This is a genomic window from Dokdonella aquatica (genome assembly GCF_051987395.1).
GTDB lineage: Bacteria > Pseudomonadota > Gammaproteobacteria > Xanthomonadales > Rhodanobacteraceae > Dokdonella.
The window spans coordinates 2294071-2312931 of the sequence record NZ_CP197094.1; the positions used below are offsets into that span (position 1 = coordinate 2294071).

Here is an 18861-nt window from a genome sequence, read left to right on the forward strand (position 1 = left end):
CGCTCCATCTGAAGGTCCAGGGCCGCGTGGCGAAAGCCACGCGGCCCTTTTTGTTGGGGCTGCCGTTGCCCGTGCGCGCGCCAGCGTCGATACTGACGGGCTTTCCCGCACGGAATTCCCGCGATGCTCCAGACCGCCTACCAGGCCCTCGAGGGCGGCGATGCCGCACGCGCCGAATCGATCGCGCGCAGCGTGCTCGAGCGCGAGCCGCATGCCGAAGGGGCGCTGCTCGTGCTGGCCTTCGCACTCGATGCGCAGCAGCGCACGATCGAGGCCTTGCCGTACTTCGAGCAGCTCACGCGCGAGCACCCGCAGGCCTCGGCGCACTGGAACAACCTCGGCAACGTGCAGCGCTCGCTCGGCAACCAGGCCGGTGCGGAGGAGGCCTTCGGCAAGGCGCTGTCGATCGATCCGCAGGAGGCGAGCGCGCTGTTCAACCTCGGCCTGCTGCGCCTCGACAAGGGCGAGCCCCACGCAGCCCGCGATGTCCTGTTCGGTGCGCTGCGAGCGGTGCCCGACGATGCCATGGTGCGCGCGACGGCCGCGAACGCGACGTTCCTGTGCGGCAACGGCGACGAAGCCGACCGCCTGCTCGCGGACTGGCCGGCATGGGCCGGTCGCGATCCGCTCGCACTGGCCGAGGTCGGCTGGCTGTACGCACGCCTCGGCCAGGCCGTGGATGCGGAACGTGCGCTCGACGCCTCGGCCAATGCAGCCCCCCACCATCCCAAGATCCTCGTCCGCCGCGCCGCATTCCTCGAGCGTTCCAACCGCGTCGACGAGGCACGCAGGCTGCTCGGCCAGGTGCAGCCGCAGGCGGCCGCACTCGAGGGCCTGACCGAAGAGGTCGCGATCGTGCGTGCCGAGATCGCGGCACGCGGCGAGGATCGCGAGGCCGCTCGCCAGCAGTACGAGGCGATCGTCGCCGATCCGGGCGCCGCGCGGCGCCATCCCGAACTGCTCACGGCGATCGCTCGCCTGCACGACAAGGCCGGTGACACCGCGCAGGCCATGGCATGGCTCGACCGTGCGCACGCCGTGCAGGTCGAGGAGGTTCGCCGTTATTCGCCCGAGTGGTTCGAGGACGGTGCGGATCCGCTCGGCATCACGCGCGAGCGCATCGCCCGCGACGACGTCGCGGGCTGGCTGCCGATCGGCGCCCCCACGGCCGAGGAGTCGCCGATCTTCGTGGTCGGGTTCCCGCGTTCGGGTACGACCATGCTCGAGACCATGCTCGACGCGCATCCCGCACTGGCGGGCATGGACGAGCGCACGTTCCTGCAGGATGTCGTGGACCAGGTGCGCGCCGCCGGACTGGATTACCCGCGCGAGGTCGGCCGCATCGACGACGCGCTCGCGCAACGCCTGCGAGCGACGTACTGGAACCTCGTGCGCACGCGCGCGAAGGTCGATCCGTCGCGCCGGCTGGTCGACAAGAACCCGCTCAACATCCTGAGGCTGCCGCTGATCCGTCGCCTGTTCCCGAACGCGAAGATCATCCTCGCACTGCGCCACCCCTGCGACGTCGTGCTGAGCAACTACATGCAGACGTTCCGCACACCGGCCTATGTCGCGCTGACGGCGAGCATCGCATCGACTGCGCGGGGCTACGCGGACACGTTCGACTTCTGGATCGACCAGGCGGCTGCGCTGGCGCCGGACGTGCTCGAGCTGCGCTACGAGGACGTGGTCGACGACATCGACACGCAGTCCAGGCACATCGCGGTGTTCCTCGGCCTGGAGTGGCACGAGGGCATGGTCAACTTCCACGAGCGTGCGAAGGCGCGCGGCTACATCGCGACGCCGAGCTATCACCAGGTTGTCGAGCCGATCAACCGCAAGGGCATCGCGCGCTGGGAGCGCTACCGCGAGCACCTTGCGCCGGCGCTGCCGCATCTGCAGCCCTTCATCGAGCGATGGGGCTACACGACGGATTGAGCCGCTCGCGCGGAGCAGGTCGCGGCAGGTGCGATCCGGGCCGGGCACGTCGCGCGCTTGCGCGGTGCGCCCACGGAACTCGTCGGCGCTGGCTGCAACGCGTGCGGCTAGTCGCCGAAGGTGTAACCGAACAGCTCGAGGTCGCGCGCGTACATGCGCGCGACGTGGTCCTTCAGCTCGTCGTCGTAATACGACGCGTACGGGCCGCGCTTCGATGCATTGACCTGTTCGAGTCGTTCCGCGGGTATGCCCACGCGCGCGCAGATCGCATCGTAGTCGTCCTGCATGCGCTCGACGCGGCCTACCATGTCCATCGCGAGGCTGCCGTCGGCATCGCACAGCATCTCGTGCTGCGGGCGGAACAGGATGTGCTGCAGTGGCGGGCGGTCGCGGATGATGTAGCGCATGAATGCCTGCGGATTCGCCTCGAACTGGCCCGTCTGCCGGCTCATGAACGCGCAGTACGAGATGAATCGGTCGTACGGATTGCGCACGAATGCGAACTTGAAGAATGCGTCGAACAGCGACTCGCCGAGCACCGGCTTGACCTGGGTGACGCCGAGGTGGCCGTGGCCCAGTGCGCGCAGCGCCTCGTACGGGAATTCCTTGCGCACGAACAGGCCGACCTGCTCCATGTCCTCGTCGCCGAGGTGGGGGCGCAGCGCCTGGCGGACCGAGTGCGTACCGGTCTTGGGTACCGCGAAGAACATGAAGCGGTGCTTGTGCGAGATGATCACGTGCGTGACGGAGGCATGCGGAAAGGTGCATGGTGCCGCATTCGGTGCGATGCGGTAAGCGCCGCTTCGCCGCGGCGGGCATGCCGACGCCGGTTGCTACAATGGCGCCTTCCGCTTCCGCCGGCATCGCCATGAAACTGCAGGTTCCCTTCATCCAGCTGCCGCTCGCGTTCGATGCGGGCGTGCTCGCCGACGAGATCGCGCGTCTCGGCGAATCGGCCTGGCGGCCGCACCCGCAGGGTTTCCCCGGCAATTCCGCGATCCCGCTCGTCGCGCGTGACGGCAATCCGCTCAGCGATGCCGTGCAGGGACCGATGCGGCCGACGCCGCAGCTCGAGGCCTGCCCGTACCTCACGCAGGTCATGCACGCGATCGGTGGCGTATGGGGTCGTAGCCGCCTCATGCGGCTGTCGGGCAACGCCGAGGTCACGCCGCACGTCGACATCGATTACTACTGGCGCGAGCACATGCGCGTGCACGTCCCGATCGTCACCCAGCCCGAGGTGCGCTTCCATTGCGGCGATGCCGCCGTGCACATGGCGGCCGGGGAGTGCTGGATCTTCGACACCTGGCGCATGCACAAGGTCATCAACGCGGCCGATCGCGCGCGCATCCATCTCGTCGCCGACACGGTCGGCGGCCCCGCGTTCTGGGATCACCTCGGCCGTGGCCGGACGCCGGGTAGTGCGACCCGGCCGTGGAGCGCGAAGCCCGTGGCGCCGGAGCCCGGGCGCACGCACGGCCTCATGTTCGAGTCCACCAACGTGCCGACCGTGATGACGCCGTGGGAGGTCAAGGAGCACCTCACGTTCGTGCTCGACGATGCGTTGCCGCACGCGGCGCTGGGGCCGATCGGCCAGGTCGTCGGCACCTTCCATCGTCACTGGCGTGCGCTGTGGGCGATCTTCGGCGAGTCCGCCGAGGGCTGGGCCGAGTACCGCGGTGCCGGTGCGGCTTTCCTGGCCGAGATCGAGCGGCTGGGGCAGGGCGTCAGGCTGCGCAACGGCGAGGCGCTCGCGTATGCGATGCGACGCCTCGTGGTGGACGTGTCGGTGAACGACGACAGTACGCTTCAGCAGGCCGACGAGCGCTCGGCGCCGGCACGCGCCGCGATGTGACGGCGCGGCGTGCCGAGGTCAGAAGTGCGCGTTCTCGAAGCCTTCGTCCATCGGTGACTCGCCGCCTTCCGCGAGGCGGATCTTGAGCGCGAGGCCGTCGCGCGAGTCGGCCTTGGCGAGGGCTTCCTCGAGTTCGATCTTGCCGTCCTTGTAGAGCGTGTAGAGCGCCTGGTCGAAGGTCTGCATGCCTTCCTGCAGGCTGCGGTCCATCGCTTCCTTCATCTCGTGGATCTGGCCGCGGCGGATCATGTCGCGGATCAGCGGCGTGTTGAGCAGCACCTCGACCGCCGGCAGGCGGCGCCCGTCCTTGCCCATCACGAGGCGCTGCGAGATGACCGCGCGCAGGTTCAGCGCGAGGTTCATGAGGATGTTGCGGTGCGCGCTCTCGGGGAAGAAGTTGAGGATGCGCTCGAGCGTCTGGTCGGCGTTGTTCGAATGCAGCGTCGCGAGGCAGAGATGGCCGGTCTCGGAGAACGAGATCGCCGCCTCCATCGTCTCGGCATCGCGGATCTCGCCGATGAGGATCACGTCCGGCGCCTCGCGCATCGCGTTCTTGAGCGCCTCGTGGTAGCTGCGCGTGTCGAGGCCGACCTCGCGCTGGTTCACGACCGACTTCTTGTGGCGATACAGGTATTCGATCGGATCCTCGACGGTGAGGATGTGGCCCGAGGTGTTGATGTTGCGGTGGTCGATCATCGCGGCCAGCGTGGTCGACTTGCCCGAGCCCGTCGCGCCGACCACGAGGATGAGCCCGCGCGGCTCCATGATCAGTTCCTTGAACAGCGCGGGCAGGCGCAGCTGTTCGATCGTCGGGATCTCGCTCTTGATCGCGCGGATCACCATGCCGACTTCGCCGCGCTGCTTGAACACGTTGATGCGGAAGCGGCCCGCATCCTTGACCGCGATCGCCATGTTGAGCTCGAGGTCGCGCTCGAACTGCGGCACCTGGCCCTCGTCCATGAGCGAATAGGCGATCTTCTTGACCATGCCGCCGGGAAGGCCGGTGTTGCCGAGCGGATAGAGCTTGCCCTCGACCTTGATGTTCACGGGTGCGCCGGTCGTCAGGAACATGTCCGACGCGCCCTTCTCGGTCATCAGCTTCAGGAAGTAGCCGATATCCATCCGTCATCCCCTTGGTGGCGCGGCCCATGGCGCGCCGATCGTTGCCAATGCGGACCGTGCTTCCCACAATAGGGCGTTGCCTGATCCAGAGCGCGTTTATGACACCAAGCCTCGTGAAAATCCATGCCGTGGTCCTCGTTTCGACGCTGCTGCTCGCGGCCTGCGGACCCACGAAGCCACCGCCGGACGTGCTCGGCGAGGCCACGCGCAAGCTCGCCGAGGCGCGCGCCGGCGAATCGGCGACCTATGCGCCACTGGAAGTGCGCTTCGCCGAAGAGCGCCTCGATGCCGCCTCGTCGGCGATGGCGGGCCGCGACTACGACGTCGCCGCGCGTCTCGCCGCCGAATCGTCCGTCAACAGCGAGCTCGCGATCGTCAAGTCGCGGCTCGGCAAGGCGCGCGAGGATGTCGACACGCTGCGCCAGGACAACGCGCGCCTGCTCGAGGGCCTGCCGGAATCGGCCCGCCCCGCTGGAGGCACGCCATGACCGCGTTCCGCATCCTGGGTCTCGCACTCGCCTGCTTCGCCGTGGTGTCGGCGACCTTGGCCCATGCACGCGACGTCGACCACGAGCGTCTTGCGCGCAGCCTTTCGCAGCTCGAATCCGATCCCAAGCTCGGCGGCTTCGCGCTCGGCGAGGTCACGCGTGCACGCGCCGCGCTGCAGGCGCTCGAGGAGAACAGCAAGCGCAAGCTGAGAGACCACCTGCTCTACGTCGCCGAGCGCCGCGTCGACATCGCATGGGCGGCCGCGCAGGTCGCCGACGTGCAGCGCCAGACCGGCGACCTGCGTCGCGAGCACGACCGCCTGCAGCTCGCGGTCGCGCGGCACGAGGCCGACGTCGCGCGCCGCGAGCTCGAACGCCAGCGCATGCACGACCAGATCCGTGCCGAGGAGACCGAGCGCCTCGCCGAGGCCGCGCGCCTCGCCAGCGAACAGGAAGCCGCCGCTGCGCTCGAGGAGGCCGACCAGGCACGCCGCCTCGCCGCCGCGCAGGCCGAGGAAGCCGCGCTCGCGCGACGCGAGGCCCAGCTCGCGGGCGCGACCGCCGATGCGTTGCGGGCACGCCTGAATCCGCCGCAGGCCACGCGCGGCGATCGCGGCATGCAGATGTCGCTCGATGCGAACGCGTTCGCGACGGGCGGCGCCACGCTCAAGGCCGAGGCGCGGGAATCCATCGCGGTCGTGGTCGCGTTCGTCGATCGTGATCCGTCCGCGCGCATCCTCGTCGAAGGACACACCGACTCGACCGGCAGCACGAGCGCGAACCAGGCGCTTTCGCAGCGTCGTGCCGACGCGGTGCGTGCGGCGCTCGAGAACGCCGGTGTCGACGCGGCCCGCATCACCACGATCGGCGTGGGTTCGGAGCGCCCGGTGGCGTCCAACGACACTGCAGACGGTCGCTCGCGCAACCGCAGGGTCGATATCATTCTCGAGCAGAAACAATGATTTAACTCGGTATTCACGACTGCTCGCCGAGGTTGCGCAAGGCAACCTGAAGGAGTAGCTTCGATGTCCCATGCAGGTCGGCAATGTCGCCGGCCTGGCATGGGATCACGCCGAGCCCATGAGTCCTGTGCACGAGACCGAGGATGCCGCCGCCTCAGCAGCGCTGAGCGGACCGGTGCGGTCGGTGCCTGGCAGTGGCGCCTTCACCCGATCCACGGCCTTCCGGGCCGTGCCGGACTCCAGGCCCCGGCGGCGCATGTCGCGCCACGTCGTTCCACCCCCCGCAGTCCAGCCCGGCGCAGCGTCCCTGCGGCGCTGCGCCGGGCCGTCTGCGCATCCTGCACCGAGAGGAGGTCAGTCGATGTTCGAGCAGCACGAGATCGAAGATGTCGAGTCGTTGATGAGCCGCAACACCGAGTTCCGCCAGCTGGTCCACAAGCACAAGGAGCTCGACAACAAGGTTCGCGACGCGGAACTCGGCGTCCTGCCGATGGACGAGGTCACGCTGCACAACCTCAAGAAACAGAAGCTCTGGGCCAAGGACAAGCTCACCGTGATGTGGGAAAGCCTGCGCGACGGCAAGCCCCACTGATCCGCCGCCGACCGAGCGCCGCTGCCGCCGATCCCGCGCAGCGGCGCCCCGGTCGGGCTGCTCGGGTATCATCGCGGGCCACCCAGGACCCGACGGAGCCCGCATGGCGGTTCACCAGAGCATCCTCGAGCTGATCGGCCAGACGCCCATGGTCAGGGCGCAGCGCCTCGACACCGGGCCCTGCGAGCTCTACCTCAAGCTCGAGTGCGCCAATCCGGGCGGATCGATCAAGGACCGCATCGGCCTCAGCATGATCGAGGCCGCCGAGCGCGCCGGCCGCATCAAGCCCGGCGACACGCTCGTCGAAGGCACCGCCGGCAACACCGGCATCGGCCTCGCCCTCGTCGCGCAGCAGAAGGGCTACCGCCTCATCCTCGTCGTGCCCGACAAGATGAGCCGCGAGAAGATCTTCAACCTCAAGGCCATGGGCGCCGAGGTCGTGCTGACGCGCTCCGATGTGGCCAAGGGCCATCCCGACTATTACCAGGACCTCGCCGAGCGCCTCGCGCGCGAGACACCCGGCGCGTACTTCATCAACCAGTTCGGCAACCCCGACAATCCGCTCGCGCACACGCTGACGACAGGCCCGGAGATCCTCGAACAGATGGACGGCCGCGTCGACGCGATCGTGTTCGGATGCGGCTCGTCGGGCACGATGACCGGCCTGTCGCGCTATTTCGCCGAGAACTCGCCCGATACCGCGTTCGTGCTCGCCGACCCGGTCGGCTCGATCCTCGCGGAGTACATCAACGACGGCGTGCTGTCGGACAAGTCCGCGAGCTGGATGGTCGAAGGCATCGGCGAGGACTTCCTGCCGTCGATCAGCGATTTCTCGCGCGTGAAGAAGGCCTACGCGATCCCTGACAAGGAGAGCTTCCTGACCGCGCGCGAGCTGCTGTCGAAGGAAGGCATCCTCGGCGGTTCGTCGACCGGCACGCTGCTCGCCGCGGCTCTGCGCTACTGCCGCGAACAGACCGAGCCGAAGCGTGTCGTCACACTGGTCTGCGACACGGGCAACAAGTACCTGTCGAAGATGTACAACGACTACTGGATGCTCGACAACGGCTTCCTCGAGCGCGAGCACCACGGCGACCTGCGCGATCTCATCCTGCGCCCGTACTCGCGCCGCGACACCGTCGTCGTGTCGCCGAAGGACCTGCTCGTCACCGCATACAACCGCATGAAGCTCTACGACGTGTCGCAGCTGCCCGTGCTCGAGGGCGATGCGATCGTCGGCATCCTCGACGAGTCCGACGTGCTCATGCACGTCTACGGCGACGAAACGAAGTTCCGCGACACCGTTTCGACCGCGATGGTCAGCCGCCTCGAGAAGCTCGACGTGAAATCGCCGATCGAGGCGCTGCTGCCCGTGTTCGACGCGGGCCACGTCGCGATCGTGACGGACGGCGACGCGTTCCTCGGGCTCATCACGCGCATCGATCTGCTCAATTACCTGCGCAGGCGCGTGGCATGAAGGCATCGCCCCAGGTGGCATCGGCCCCGCTGCTGTCGTCGCAGGCGTGCACGTCCGGCCAGCTCAAGTCGCCGTCGTTCCAGCGCTGGATGGGCGAGATCCACCATGCGCCGATGATCATGCATCGCAAACTGTGGGAGTGGGCCTATATCGCCCAGGCGCTCGAGGAGCGCGGCATGCTGCAACCCGGCAAGAGGGGTTTGGGTTTCGCGGTGGGGCGCGAGCCGCTGGTCGCGCTTTTCGCGTCCAAGGGCTGCGACATCGTCGCGAGCGACCTCGATCCGATCGCCGCGCACGAGGCCGGATGGACCTCGAGCAACGAGCACGCGCACGACGTCAGCGTGCTCAACACGAAAGGGTTGTGCCCGCCCGACGCGTTCGCCGAGCGCGTGTCGTTCCGCGTCGTGGACATGACGGAGATCGCGGACGATCTCGAGGGCTTCGATTTCCTCTGGTCTTCGTGCGCGATCGAGCACGTCGGCAGCCTCGACGCCACGGCCGATGTCGTGTCGCGCATGATGCACTGCCTCAAGCCAGGCGGTGTCGCCGTGCACACGACCGAATACAACATCGGTTCGAACGACGCCACCACGTCACGCGGCCCGACGGTGATCCCGCGTCGTCGTGACCTCGAGGCGCTCCTCGAACGCCTCGAGGCCGAAGGTCATCGCGTCGCACCCCTCGATTTCGACATCGGCAGCGAAGCCGACGACAAGGTCATCCTGCACCCGCCGTACGAGGGATACCCCTGCCTCAAGATATGGCTCGGCGACCATGCCACGACGTCTTTCGGCATCGTCGCCGTCGCAGGCGAAGCGAAGGACCGGGCGTCGACTCCACCGCCCGTCCGCAAGCCGCCGCCGCGCGCGGCCGATCACGCGTGGTTGCGCGGCCTGCGCAACTGGTTCGAGCCGAAGGCATCGGTGCCTGTCGCATCGACGTCGTCGAACGGCGCGTCCGATCCCGAGCGCGACATCGCCCTCGTCTATCGGCTTCTGCTCGGACGAAAGCCCGATGCGGCGGGCCTCGCACACTTCGGCGGTCTGATGCGCAGCGGCGCCGATGCCGAGGCGATCGCCGCGGCGATCATCCAGTCCGACGAATTCAAGAACCGGCACGGCCGGTCGGGCCCCGCAGCCGCATCGCGTGTCCCTGTCGAGATGGGCGGCTACACGCTGGTCGTACCGTCGGGCGACCGCGACATCGGCAGCGCGATCGCAAGGGGCGGCGCCTACGAGCCCCACGTCGATGCCGTGGTACGCGACCAGCTGCGCAAGGGCGACACGTTCCTCGACATCGGCGCGAACATGGGTTACTTCACGATGCTGGCCGCGCATCTGGTCGGGCCGGGTGGCCGCGTCATCGCGGTCGAGCCGCTCGACAAGAACCTGCAGTGTCTCTATGCGGGGCTCGAGGCGAACGCGTTCGAGCATGTCGTCGTTCTTCCCGTGGGGGCCTCGGATCGTGCGCACCTCATCCCGATCATCACCGACGAAGGCACGTCCAACGCGCTCGTGCAGGCCGTGCCGTCTAAGCGACGCCCCTCCCTGTATGCCTACGCACATCCGCTCGACGCGCTGCTGGGAGACGTCGATCGCGTCGATCTTGTGAAGATCGACATCGAGGGACACGAGGTCTTCGCGTTGCGCGGCGCCGAGGCGCTCCTGGCGCGCTGCCGGCCACGCATCCTCACGGAGTTCCATCCCCTCGCGATGCGCGAGAATTCCGGCATCGACGCGCGCGACTACCTCGGCATGATCTTCGCGTATGCCGCTCGCGTGTCGATCGTGACGGTCGACGGGCGCGGCCTCGTGCCTTGCGCGGATGCAGATCGGGTCATGGCAGCGTGGTCGGAGTACGACGCGCGCTTCTCGAACGGCAAGGGAACCTTCCATCTCGATCTCTTCGTCGAGCCTCGTCAATCGTGAGGGTGACATCCGGTTCTGGCAGAACCTGCCGTTCAAACGCAGCTCATCGCACGGCACCGCTCGGTTGCACCAGCGGGGAAGCCAATGTCCGGGGCCGTCTATCTGGTCATGGAAGAGATGCTGCTGAAAGTCCGCTTGCACGATTCCAGACGTCTTCCAGATGACTCGAAGGCTGTTGTTGCAAGTCGTAATCTTGGAATTCGTGTTTCGCGATCGGCGTGCAGGCGCAAAGCATCATTTGGTTAGAGATCAGCCGATCATGCTTCGCTGGACCCTGGAATGAATGGGGTGTGATTTGCCTTCCCCTTCTCTCCGGGATGAACCGCGCGGCAAGACTCTGAACCAGCGTCGGTGATCATGGAAGGAGAGGTTCTCCGGGTGTAGGGTCACCTTCTCATCATGAGACGAGAACGGACATGAATCGACGTGGCCTGATGATGAAGATGTGGATCGCGGTCATGCTGCTGGCTTCGGTGCCTTTGGGGGTGTCGGCAGCGGTGACGCTTCCGTGCCCGACACGCAACCATCCCGGAGTTCCCAACGACCCGCCATGTCAGGCCGGCTTCCCGTCTGCGTTGACAGAACTGGGCAACGATCGGGTCATGTACTCGAGTCCGACGATCGTGGATCTGGACGGCGACGGTCAGCCCGAGATCGTTTTCGGGACCGAGCGCGGAAAGGTCGTGGCCGTCCGGCGCAACGGTGCGCTCATGTGGTCACACTCGACGGGTACAGTTCCCGTGCACAGCAAGGCGGCTGTGGCGGACATCGATGGGGACGGGCAGCTTGAGGTGATCGTTGGCGCAGGTTCCGGTGCCGGCTATGGCGGCGGGATCTATGTCCTGAGTGCGGCAGGACAGAGGAAGTGCTCGTTCACGAATCTCAATCCGGCCAATCCACAGGGCATGTACAGCTCGCCGGCGGTAGGAAGGCTCGATCCTTCCACGCCTGACAAGATGCAGATCGTGGTGGCGAGTTTCGACTTCCGACTGCGCGCGCTGAGACACGACTGCAGTGTCTGGTGGGAGATGGGAGTGTACGAGTACGTCGTGGATACGATCTGGTCGTCACCCTCCATCGTCGATCTCGACAGGAACGGGACGCTGGACATCGTGATCGGGGCCGACAGCAACCTTCATGCCTTTCCAAGCATCACCCTTCCCAATGGCGGCATGCTCCGTGCAATTCACGGCAACGGCTCGGGTGACCTGCCGGGATTCCCGTTGTTGTTCGACGATGTCATCTATTCTTCGCCGGCGATTGGTGATCTCCTGGGCAATGGGCGGCCGGCGATAAGCGTCGGTAGCGGCCGCTGTTGGGATATGCCGAGTTGCGCGGTAGTGCAGCCTGTCACGAAGCAGTTCCTCGCTTACACCGCGACCGGGCAGGCCTTGCCTAACTGGCCTCGACCGACACCTGGAGAAGCTTCACGCACGGCGTCTCCGGCCCTCGCGAAGTTCTCGGGCGTCAATGGGCTTGTTTCCATCATCAATACCATGCGCAACGATGACGTGAACGGCGTAGTGCACGCATTCCGCCCCGATGGTTCGGAGATGCCGGGATGGCCCGTCCAGCCGAACATTCCTGCGGATTGTGCCGGCAACTCGCTTCACTACGGTACGGTGGCTTCCCCGGTGGTGGCGAACCTCCTCGGTGACACCGACCCGGAGATCGTCCTTCCTTCAGCGAACGAGTTCATCATCTGGAACAGGAATGGCCAGCAACTCACGGCACCCACCGGATGCCCAATCCCCGCGGGTAGCCTAAACCTTTCGACCAACAGCGATGGCTTCTACAACTCCGCCGCCATAGCTGATCTTGACGGCAACGGCCGCCTCGAGGTGATCGGCGCGGGCGCCAACAGCAACGTACCGGGGCATTCCGGCACGTTCATCACGGTGTACGCCTGGACATTCCCGAACAGCATCGCCAACCCGCGCTACATGGACTGGCCGATGTTCCGTCGCGATGCCGTCAACAGCGGCGTGCATCGGCCGGAAGTGATCTTCTCCCACGGGTTCGAATAATCTCGCGTCCGGACCCGAATCTACTACTGCAAAGGCAACGCATGAAGACTGCAGCAAGACGCCCGCACGCGCTGGGTACCCGCGCCATTCACGCCGGCCAATCTCCTGATCCTTCCACCGGTGCCATCATGGTGCCGATCTACGCGACCTCGACCTATGTCCAGGAAAGCCCGGGCGTGCACAAGGGCTACGAGTACTCGCGCTCGCAGAACCCTACGCGCATGGCCTACGAGCGCTGCGTGGCCGACCTCGAAGGTGGCCGCCAGGGCTATGCGTTCGCCTCGGGCCTGGCCGCGGCCGCGACCGTGCTCGACCTGCTCGACTCGGGCAGCCACGTCATCGCGATGGACGATCTCTACGGCGGCAGCTATCGCCTGTTCGAGCGCGTGCGCCGCCGTTCGGCCGGCCTCGATTTCACCTTCATCGACCTCAACGACGAGAAGGCGCTCAAGGCCGCGCTCAAGCCCAACACGCGCATGATCTGGGCCGAGACGCCGACCAACCCGATGCTCAAGCTCGTCGATCTCGCGAAGATCGGCGCGTTCGCGCGCAAGCACGGCCTCACCCTCGTCGTCGACAACACGTTCTGCTCGCCGATGCTGCAGCGGCCGCTCGAGCATGGCGCGCACCTCGTGCTGCACTCGGCGACCAAGTACCTCAATGGCCATTCCGACATCGTCGGCGGCATCGTCGTCGCGGGAGAAGATGCCGCGCTCGCCGAGCAGATGGCGTTCCTGCAGAACTCGGTCGGTGCAGTCGCCGGTCCGTTCGATTCGTTCCTCGCGATGCGCGGACTCAAGACGCTGCACCTGCGCATGCGTGCACACTGCGAGGGTGCGCTCGAGATCGCGCGCTGGCTCGAGAAGCATCCCGCGATCGAGCGCGTGATCTATCCGGGGCTCAAGTCGCATCCGCAGCACGCGCTCGCTAAGCGCCAGATGGACGGTTTCGGCGGCATCATCTCGGTCGAGGTCAAGGGTGGCCTGCGCAAGGCGCGCCGCATGCTCGAGCGCTGCGAACTGTTCGCGCTCGCCGAATCGCTCGGCGGCGTCGAGAGCCTCATCGAGCATCCCGCGATCATGACGCACGCTTCCGTGCCGCAGGCCAACCGCAAGCGGCTCGGGATCAGCGACGGCCTGATCCGACTTTCGGTGGGCGTCGAGGACGTTCGGGATCTCCTCAAGGAGCTCGACGAATCGCTGCGTTGACTGGATCGCCCTCTCACTGCGCTGCGGGTATCGCTTGCAAATCGAGATCCCGTATGCGCACAGAGGTCTTCGAGCTTCCAGGCGCTGTGGGCTGAAGCAGCATCTCGGTGATGCCCGGAGGCAGATCGATAGTGGTATGGACGATCTGGTCCTGGCCGGCTGTTAGGATGATGTGCTCCAGTACGGCGTCTCCAGCACTCGCCGCGAGCATGGTCGCAGTGTCGGAGTTCACGACGTAACTGAGCTTGGCCGAGGTGTGCCGTCGGGACGGATTGAGGAGCAGGAATCGCATGGGGGCCTTTCCCGTCGATGTCGCAGACTTGCTCCCGGTCGTGTCCGCCACCCAGGACGACCATCCGCTACCCCTCAAGGCTAGCAATGCCACCTTGGTGCCTGCGATGTTGACGGCTGACAGTCCGTATAGGGCGCAGCTTGCATCGGGGCATTCTAGGATCGGGGCACCAAGAAGTGTCACGAGCGTCGATTCCATGGACGCGCCATGATCTTCGTAGGCCTTGCGCTCGATCATCACGGCATCGAAGCCCGACGCCTTGATGGCCGTAAGGCGCTCATCCAGTGGCATGGACTCGATGTTCTGAAGCCATAGGTCCGATTCCGTCAGCTTCATCGCCCCATAGCTCCAAGCGATGCCCGCCGTGTGCAGATACCAGCGTGACAGCCCATACGCACCTTCCTGGAATGCAGGCGGATGCTCCGGGAACTTCACGTAGGGCATTTGATAGACGCGTGAGCCGGGCGGCAGCACTTCCATGATGCGCTTCCCCATGTCGGCGTCTCGCTCGAACGCCGGTTGGTTCACAGCTGCAAAGGTCGGCCGCCAATAGGGGAGTTGGTCCCAGAGGCCGAAGATGCCCAATCCGACGGTGGTGCAAGCGGTGAGGGTGCGAATCCTCGATGGTGTGCGCAGGTTACGGAACAGATGTTGCACACCGAGCAGGAGTGCGGAAAGCGATACGAATGCGATGACGATACTGATGCGGTTCAGGCCGCGAATCTGTGCTGTGACGAACCACGCGAACAATGTGCCCACTCCGCCTATCGTGGCGAAAAGGAAGGCGACCAGATTGAGCCTGCCGAGGTCCGCGAGCTCTTGAGGCCTGCGGAGCTTGGGGATGAGCAGCGCGATCAGTGAAACGAGCAAGCCGAGAGATGCCAGAAGTCCAATTGCGGCCGTGGCATTCTCGTTGACAAGCGGGGATTGCTGACTGTACTCCGTGGTGACGTTTCTAACTCCGCCGTTCCGGTGTGCGGGTGACGGCAACACGAGTTGCGCAAGTTTGAGGCCATAGATCTCGGATTCCGCAGGCAGGCGAGTGGAGATGTTCGTGTCGTCGGCTCGACTGGATGCGTAGTTCCAGTGTGGAAGGAGTGAGATTCCGACGCCGGCGCAGACCACGGCGGTCATCGCGATGCCCAGAGCCAATGGTCGCAGGGTGGAGCGCTCGATCGTTGAGATCGCCGCTGCAGTGATGATCAGCATGCATCCGAAGAATGCGTAGTAGACGCCTCCGCCCGATGCCAGCAACAGAAGGATGATCGCTGCCGCGACGCGTGGCGCAGTCAGTGTGATGGATGACGACCGCGCCAACGCTGCTGCGAAGGCGACGAAGACGGGCACCGCGAAGTACGAGGCGAGAAAAATGTGCGATGCGCGCAGGAAGTGATAAGGCTGCAGAGAAAAGAGCAGTGCTCCGCACGCAGACAACATCCGTCCGAGTCCCATGCTGCGCATCGCGCAGTACGCCGTCACGGATACCGTGAAGAACGACAGGAGATAGAACATCGTCAGAACGGTGCCGTAGTCGCTCGAAAACCGACCCAGCACCCAGATCAGGGCGAAGTGGCTGGTTTCGACCATGGGATAGGGACCCCATGACAAACCGAACGGTGCACCTGCGTCCGGATTGTCGAAATACCAGCCATTCTCGATGATGCTCTTGAAGATCATCCCGGCGGACAGCGCATCGCCGGTGTATGCCATGGGGATGCCGAGCCGGACGTCCGCATACCCTTGGACAAGCGCCGCCACAAGTACGCACAGCGCGGATACCGATAGCGCGACGCATGCGTCGATGGACAGATCCTTGAGGTTCATCTACGGCTGGCTCCCTTCAACGGCCGATGCTCCCCGATGCCGCTCGGCAAGAGGCCTTGCTATCATTCAGTGCTGTGCGAATCCCCACCGACAGGTCCGAACTCATCGAGGATATCGATGAGCCACCCCTTCAAACCATGGCTGGCGCTTGCGATGCAGACGATCCCACTCAATGACCTCCGCAGGCACAACGCTGGATGTAACGAGGAGTTCATCACGGTGGCTTCGCGCGTGCTCGACAGCGGATGGTACGTGCTCGGCGAGAACGTCGCATCCTTCGAGCGCGAGTTCGCGGCATTCTGCGGCGTCGCTCACGCGGCAGGTGTCGGCAACGGCACCGATGCGCTCGAGCTGGCCTTGCGGGCGCTTGGCGTGCGCGCGGGCGATCACGTCGTGACGGTCGCGAACGCAGGCATGTACACCGCTAGTGCGGTTCGATCCGTCGGTGCCCGGCCTGTTTTCGTGGACATCGACGCGGAATCCCTGTGCGTCGACGTCGACGGGCTCGAAGGCGTGATCGCTGCCGGGCCGGCCGCCATCGTCGTCACGCACCTGTACGGTCGCCTCGCCGAAATCGAGCGCGTTGTCGAGCTGGCGTCGAGCCACGGGATACCGGTGGTCGAGGACTGCGCGCAGGCCCATGGCGCGTCGCGTGGGGGGCGCAAGGCAGGAAGTTTCGGTGACATCGGTTGTTTCAGCTTCTATCCGACCAAGAACCTCGGCGCGCTGGGCGATGGCGGGGCCGTGGTCACGTCCCGTGACGACCTGGCGGACCGGCTGCGGCAACTGCGCCAGTACGGATGGACATCGAAGTATGTCGCGCAGACTCCCGGTGGGAGGAACAGTCGCCTCGACGAACTCCAGGCTGCATTCCTGCGCGTGAAACTGCGTCATCTCGACCAGTGGAATGCAGCGAGGCGCGCGATCGCCAACCGTTACGCAGACGGCATCACGAACGCCCGCGTGTCCGTGCCGGCCCGCATGGAAGCCGATTCGGTAGCGCATCTCTACGTTGTCCGCACCGATGATCGCGATGGCTTGAGGGAGCACCTCAGGCAGGCGGGTGTTTCCAGCGACGTGCATTATCCCGTGCCGGACCATCGCCAGCCCTGCATGCGCGACGACTTCGCGTCGGTGAACCTGCCGAATACCGAGCATGCCTGCGACCACATCCTCACGTTGCCGTGCTTTCCCGAGATGACCAGCGAGGAGGTGCAGAGTGTCGTCGATGCCTGCAACAGCTGGCAGCCCTGATTTCTCGCTGATCATTCCGGTCTACAAGAACGAAGGATCGATCGTTCCCCTGCTCGATGCGCTCGAGCACGTGGCGGGCCGGCTGGATGGACGGTTCGAGGTGGTATTCGTCGTGGATGGCAGCCCCGATCGAAGCTACCCGATGTTGCGCGACGAACTCGCCACGCGGGCATTCGAGTCGCAGCTGTTGCTGCTTTCGAGGAACTTCGGTTCGTTCGCGGCCATTCGTGAAGGCCTCATCCATGCGAAGGGGCGCTTCTACGCCGTCATGGCCGCGGACCTGCAGGAACCCCCCGAGCTCGCGATCGAGTTCTTCGAGGCGCTGGCGACAGGCAAGGCGGACGTCGTGCTCGGTACGCGGGAAGCGCGCGTCGATCCACTGCTCACCCGGCTGGCGTCCGCAGCATTCTGGGGTTTCTACCGACGCGTCGTGCATCCGGATCTCCCCAAGGGGGGCGTCGATGTCTTCGGATGCAACAAGGCCTTCAGGGACAGGCTGATCGCGCTCGACGAGTCGAACAGTTCCCTCGTCGGACAGATCATGTGGCTCGGATTCCGGCGTCTCGAGATCCCCTACGCCCGGCGCGAGCGCCAGCACGGTCGCAGTGCCTGGACGTTCTCGCGCAAGCTGAAATACCTCACGGACAGCATCTATTCCTTCAGCGACCTGCCGATCCGGCTGCTGTTCGGAATCGGTGCGTTCGGCGTCGTCGCCTCGATCGCGCTGGGACTCGTCATCGCGGTTGCGCGATTGTCGGGATGGGTGGAGGTCCCGGGGTACGCTGCGACCTCGTTGATCGTGCTCTTCTTCGCCGCATTGAACCTGCTCGGGTTCGGTATCGTCGGCGCCTACGTGTGGCGCGGCTACGAGAACACCAAGCGTCGTCCCCAGGCCATCGTCCTCGATGCGCATCGATTCGAAGGGAGTCGGGATCCATGAGTGTCTACGTCCATCCGCAGGGCATCTGCGAGAGTACGTCCGTCGGCGACGGAACGAAGGTCTGGGCGTTCGCCCACGTGTTGCCGTCTGCGCGTCTCGGCAACGACTGCAACGTCTGCGACCACGTCTTCATCGAGAATGATGTCGTGATCGGTGATCGCGTGACGATCAAGTGCGGCGTCCAGGTCTGGGACGGCATCACGCTCGAGGACGACGTCTTCGTAGGGCCGAACGTCACGTTCGCGAACGATCCGTTTCCGCGCAGCAAGCGGTATCCGGAAACCTTCTCGAGGACCCGCGTCTGCGAGGGAGCCTCGATCGGCGCGAATGCGACGATCCTGCCGGGTGTCACGATCGGCAGGAGGGCCATGATCGGTGCAGGCGCCGTGGTCGTGCGATCGGTACCCGCCAATGCGATCGTGGTCGGCAATCCTGCCCGCATCACGGGCTACGCGGATCACACCCGCGAGGACCGGATGCCGAGCATTCCCGCGACACGCCTTGCCACGCCCGAGGCGGGGGTCGTCGACACTGCCGTACGTGGCGTGACGCTTCACCGGCTGCCCCTCGTGCGCGACATGCGCGGCGACCTCAGTGTCGGCGAGTTCGAGCGTTCGGTTCCATTCCGCGCGCTGCGCTATTTCATCGTCTTCAACGTGCCGAGCCGCGAGGTCCGCGGCGAGCATGCGCACCGGCGCTGCCACCAGTTCCTCGTCTGCGTGAAAGGGTCTGTCTCGGTCGTGGCGGACGATGGCCGGAAGCGTTGCGAGATCCTGCTCGACAGTCCCGAGCACGGCATCCATCTGCCTCCCCTCACGTGGGGCATCCAGTACAAGTACAGTGACGATGCCGTGCTGATGGTCTTCGCGTCCGAGTACTACGACGCCGAGGAATACATCCGTGACTACGACGAGTTCCTCCGCCTCGTCGGCTGAGTTCGACGCAGCCGACGTGAGT

At 65.6% G+C, this 18861-nt stretch carries 15 protein-coding genes; 12 read left to right on the forward strand and 3 right to left on the reverse strand.

The genetic code is table 11. From position 1 onward, the window contains the following. Window positions 1-123 precede the first annotated feature (123 nt). Window positions 124-1938 carry a tetratricopeptide repeat-containing sulfotransferase family protein gene (locus tag ACQQ2N_RS10055; protein WP_440225580.1) on the forward strand — a complete coding sequence of 605 codons (1815 nt, stop codon included), beginning with the start codon at window positions 124-126 and terminating at the stop codon, window positions 1936-1938. Window positions 1939-2045: 107 nt separating this feature from the next. Here ACQQ2N_RS10055 and ACQQ2N_RS10060 read toward each other — a convergent pair whose 3' ends face one another. Next, window positions 2046-2675 carry a sulfotransferase family 2 domain-containing protein gene (locus tag ACQQ2N_RS10060; RefSeq protein ID WP_440225581.1) on the reverse strand — a complete coding sequence of 210 codons (630 nt, stop codon included), beginning with the start codon at window positions 2673-2675 and terminating at the stop codon, window positions 2046-2048. A 29-nt stretch (window positions 2676-2704) separates the two neighbouring features. On the opposite strand from ACQQ2N_RS10060, the gene ACQQ2N_RS10065 reads away from it, so the two are divergent. Continuing rightward, window positions 2705-3793: an aspartyl/asparaginyl beta-hydroxylase domain-containing protein gene (locus ACQQ2N_RS10065; RefSeq protein ID WP_440225582.1), complete on the forward strand. Its 1089-nt coding sequence runs from the start codon at window positions 2705-2707 to the stop codon at window positions 3791-3793. Between the two features lie 18 nt (window positions 3794-3811). Here ACQQ2N_RS10065 and ACQQ2N_RS10070 read toward each other — a convergent pair whose 3' ends face one another. Further along, the gene (locus tag ACQQ2N_RS10070; protein WP_440225583.1) at window positions 3812-4915 is read right to left on the reverse strand and encodes a PilT/PilU family type 4a pilus ATPase; all 1104 of its coding nucleotides are present in this window, start codon (window positions 4913-4915) and stop codon (window positions 3812-3814) included. A 113-nt stretch (window positions 4916-5028) separates the two neighbouring features. Between ACQQ2N_RS10070 and ACQQ2N_RS10075 the strand changes: the two genes are divergently transcribed. From ACQQ2N_RS10075 to ACQQ2N_RS10105, 7 genes are all read left to right on the forward strand, one after another. Then, window positions 5029-5403 carry a DUF4398 domain-containing protein gene (locus ACQQ2N_RS10075; protein ID WP_440225584.1) on the forward strand — a complete coding sequence of 125 codons (375 nt, stop codon included), beginning with the start codon at window positions 5029-5031 and terminating at the stop codon, window positions 5401-5403. Beyond that, window positions 5400-6365 carry an OmpA family protein gene (locus ACQQ2N_RS10080; RefSeq protein WP_440225585.1) on the forward strand — a complete coding sequence of 322 codons (966 nt, stop codon included), beginning with the start codon at window positions 5400-5402 and terminating at the stop codon, window positions 6363-6365. Before ACQQ2N_RS10075 ends, ACQQ2N_RS10080 begins: the two co-directional genes overlap by 4 nt. Before the next feature lie 361 nt (window positions 6366-6726). Continuing rightward, a complete protein-coding gene (locus ACQQ2N_RS10085; RefSeq protein WP_440225586.1) occupies window positions 6727-6957 on the forward strand; it encodes a YdcH family protein in 231 nt (76 codons plus the stop codon). A gap of 103 nt (window positions 6958-7060) precedes the next feature. Next, on the forward strand, window positions 7061-8431 hold the full coding sequence (locus ACQQ2N_RS10090; protein ID WP_440225587.1) for a pyridoxal-phosphate dependent enzyme: 1371 nt from the start codon (window positions 7061-7063) through the stop codon (window positions 8429-8431). Next, window positions 8428-10359 carry an FkbM family methyltransferase gene (locus ACQQ2N_RS10095; protein ID WP_440225588.1) on the forward strand — a complete coding sequence of 644 codons (1932 nt, stop codon included), beginning with the start codon at window positions 8428-8430 and terminating at the stop codon, window positions 10357-10359. Before ACQQ2N_RS10090 ends, ACQQ2N_RS10095 begins: the two co-directional genes overlap by 4 nt. Before the next feature lie 416 nt (window positions 10360-10775). After that, window positions 10776-12386, forward strand: coding sequence for an FG-GAP repeat domain-containing protein (locus tag ACQQ2N_RS10100; RefSeq protein WP_440225589.1), 1611 nt, complete (start codon window positions 10776-10778; stop codon window positions 12384-12386). Window positions 12387-12427: 41 nt separating this feature from the next. Beyond that, entirely contained in the window at window positions 12428-13594 is a 1167-nt protein-coding gene (locus ACQQ2N_RS10105; RefSeq protein ID WP_440225590.1) for a trans-sulfuration enzyme family protein, read from the forward strand. Window positions 13595-13607: 13 nt separating this feature from the next. On the opposite strand, the gene ACQQ2N_RS10110 is transcribed toward ACQQ2N_RS10105, so the two are convergent. Continuing rightward, window positions 13608-15710, reverse strand: coding sequence for a hypothetical protein (locus ACQQ2N_RS10110; protein ID WP_440225591.1), 2103 nt, complete (start codon window positions 15708-15710; stop codon window positions 13608-13610). A 117-nt stretch (window positions 15711-15827) separates the two neighbouring features. Between ACQQ2N_RS10110 and ACQQ2N_RS10115 the strand changes: the two genes are divergently transcribed. Genes ACQQ2N_RS10115 through ACQQ2N_RS10125 form a run of 3 tightly spaced genes read left to right on the forward strand, consistent with a single transcriptional unit; the run spans window position 15828 to window position 18839 of the window. After that, on the forward strand, window positions 15828-16964 hold the full coding sequence (locus ACQQ2N_RS10115) for a DegT/DnrJ/EryC1/StrS family aminotransferase (protein WP_440225592.1): 1137 nt from the start codon (window positions 15828-15830) through the stop codon (window positions 16962-16964). Beyond that, a complete protein-coding gene (locus ACQQ2N_RS10120; protein WP_440225738.1) occupies window positions 16939-17904 on the forward strand; it encodes a glycosyltransferase family 2 protein in 966 nt (321 codons plus the stop codon). Before ACQQ2N_RS10115 ends, ACQQ2N_RS10120 begins: the two co-directional genes overlap by 26 nt. Continuing rightward, the gene (locus ACQQ2N_RS10125; protein WP_440225593.1) at window positions 17901-18839 is read left to right on the forward strand and encodes a WxcM-like domain-containing protein; all 939 of its coding nucleotides are present in this window, start codon (window positions 17901-17903) and stop codon (window positions 18837-18839) included. The genes ACQQ2N_RS10120 and ACQQ2N_RS10125 overlap by 4 nt, the downstream gene beginning before the upstream one ends. The last annotated feature ends 22 nt before the right edge of the window (window positions 18840-18861 follow it).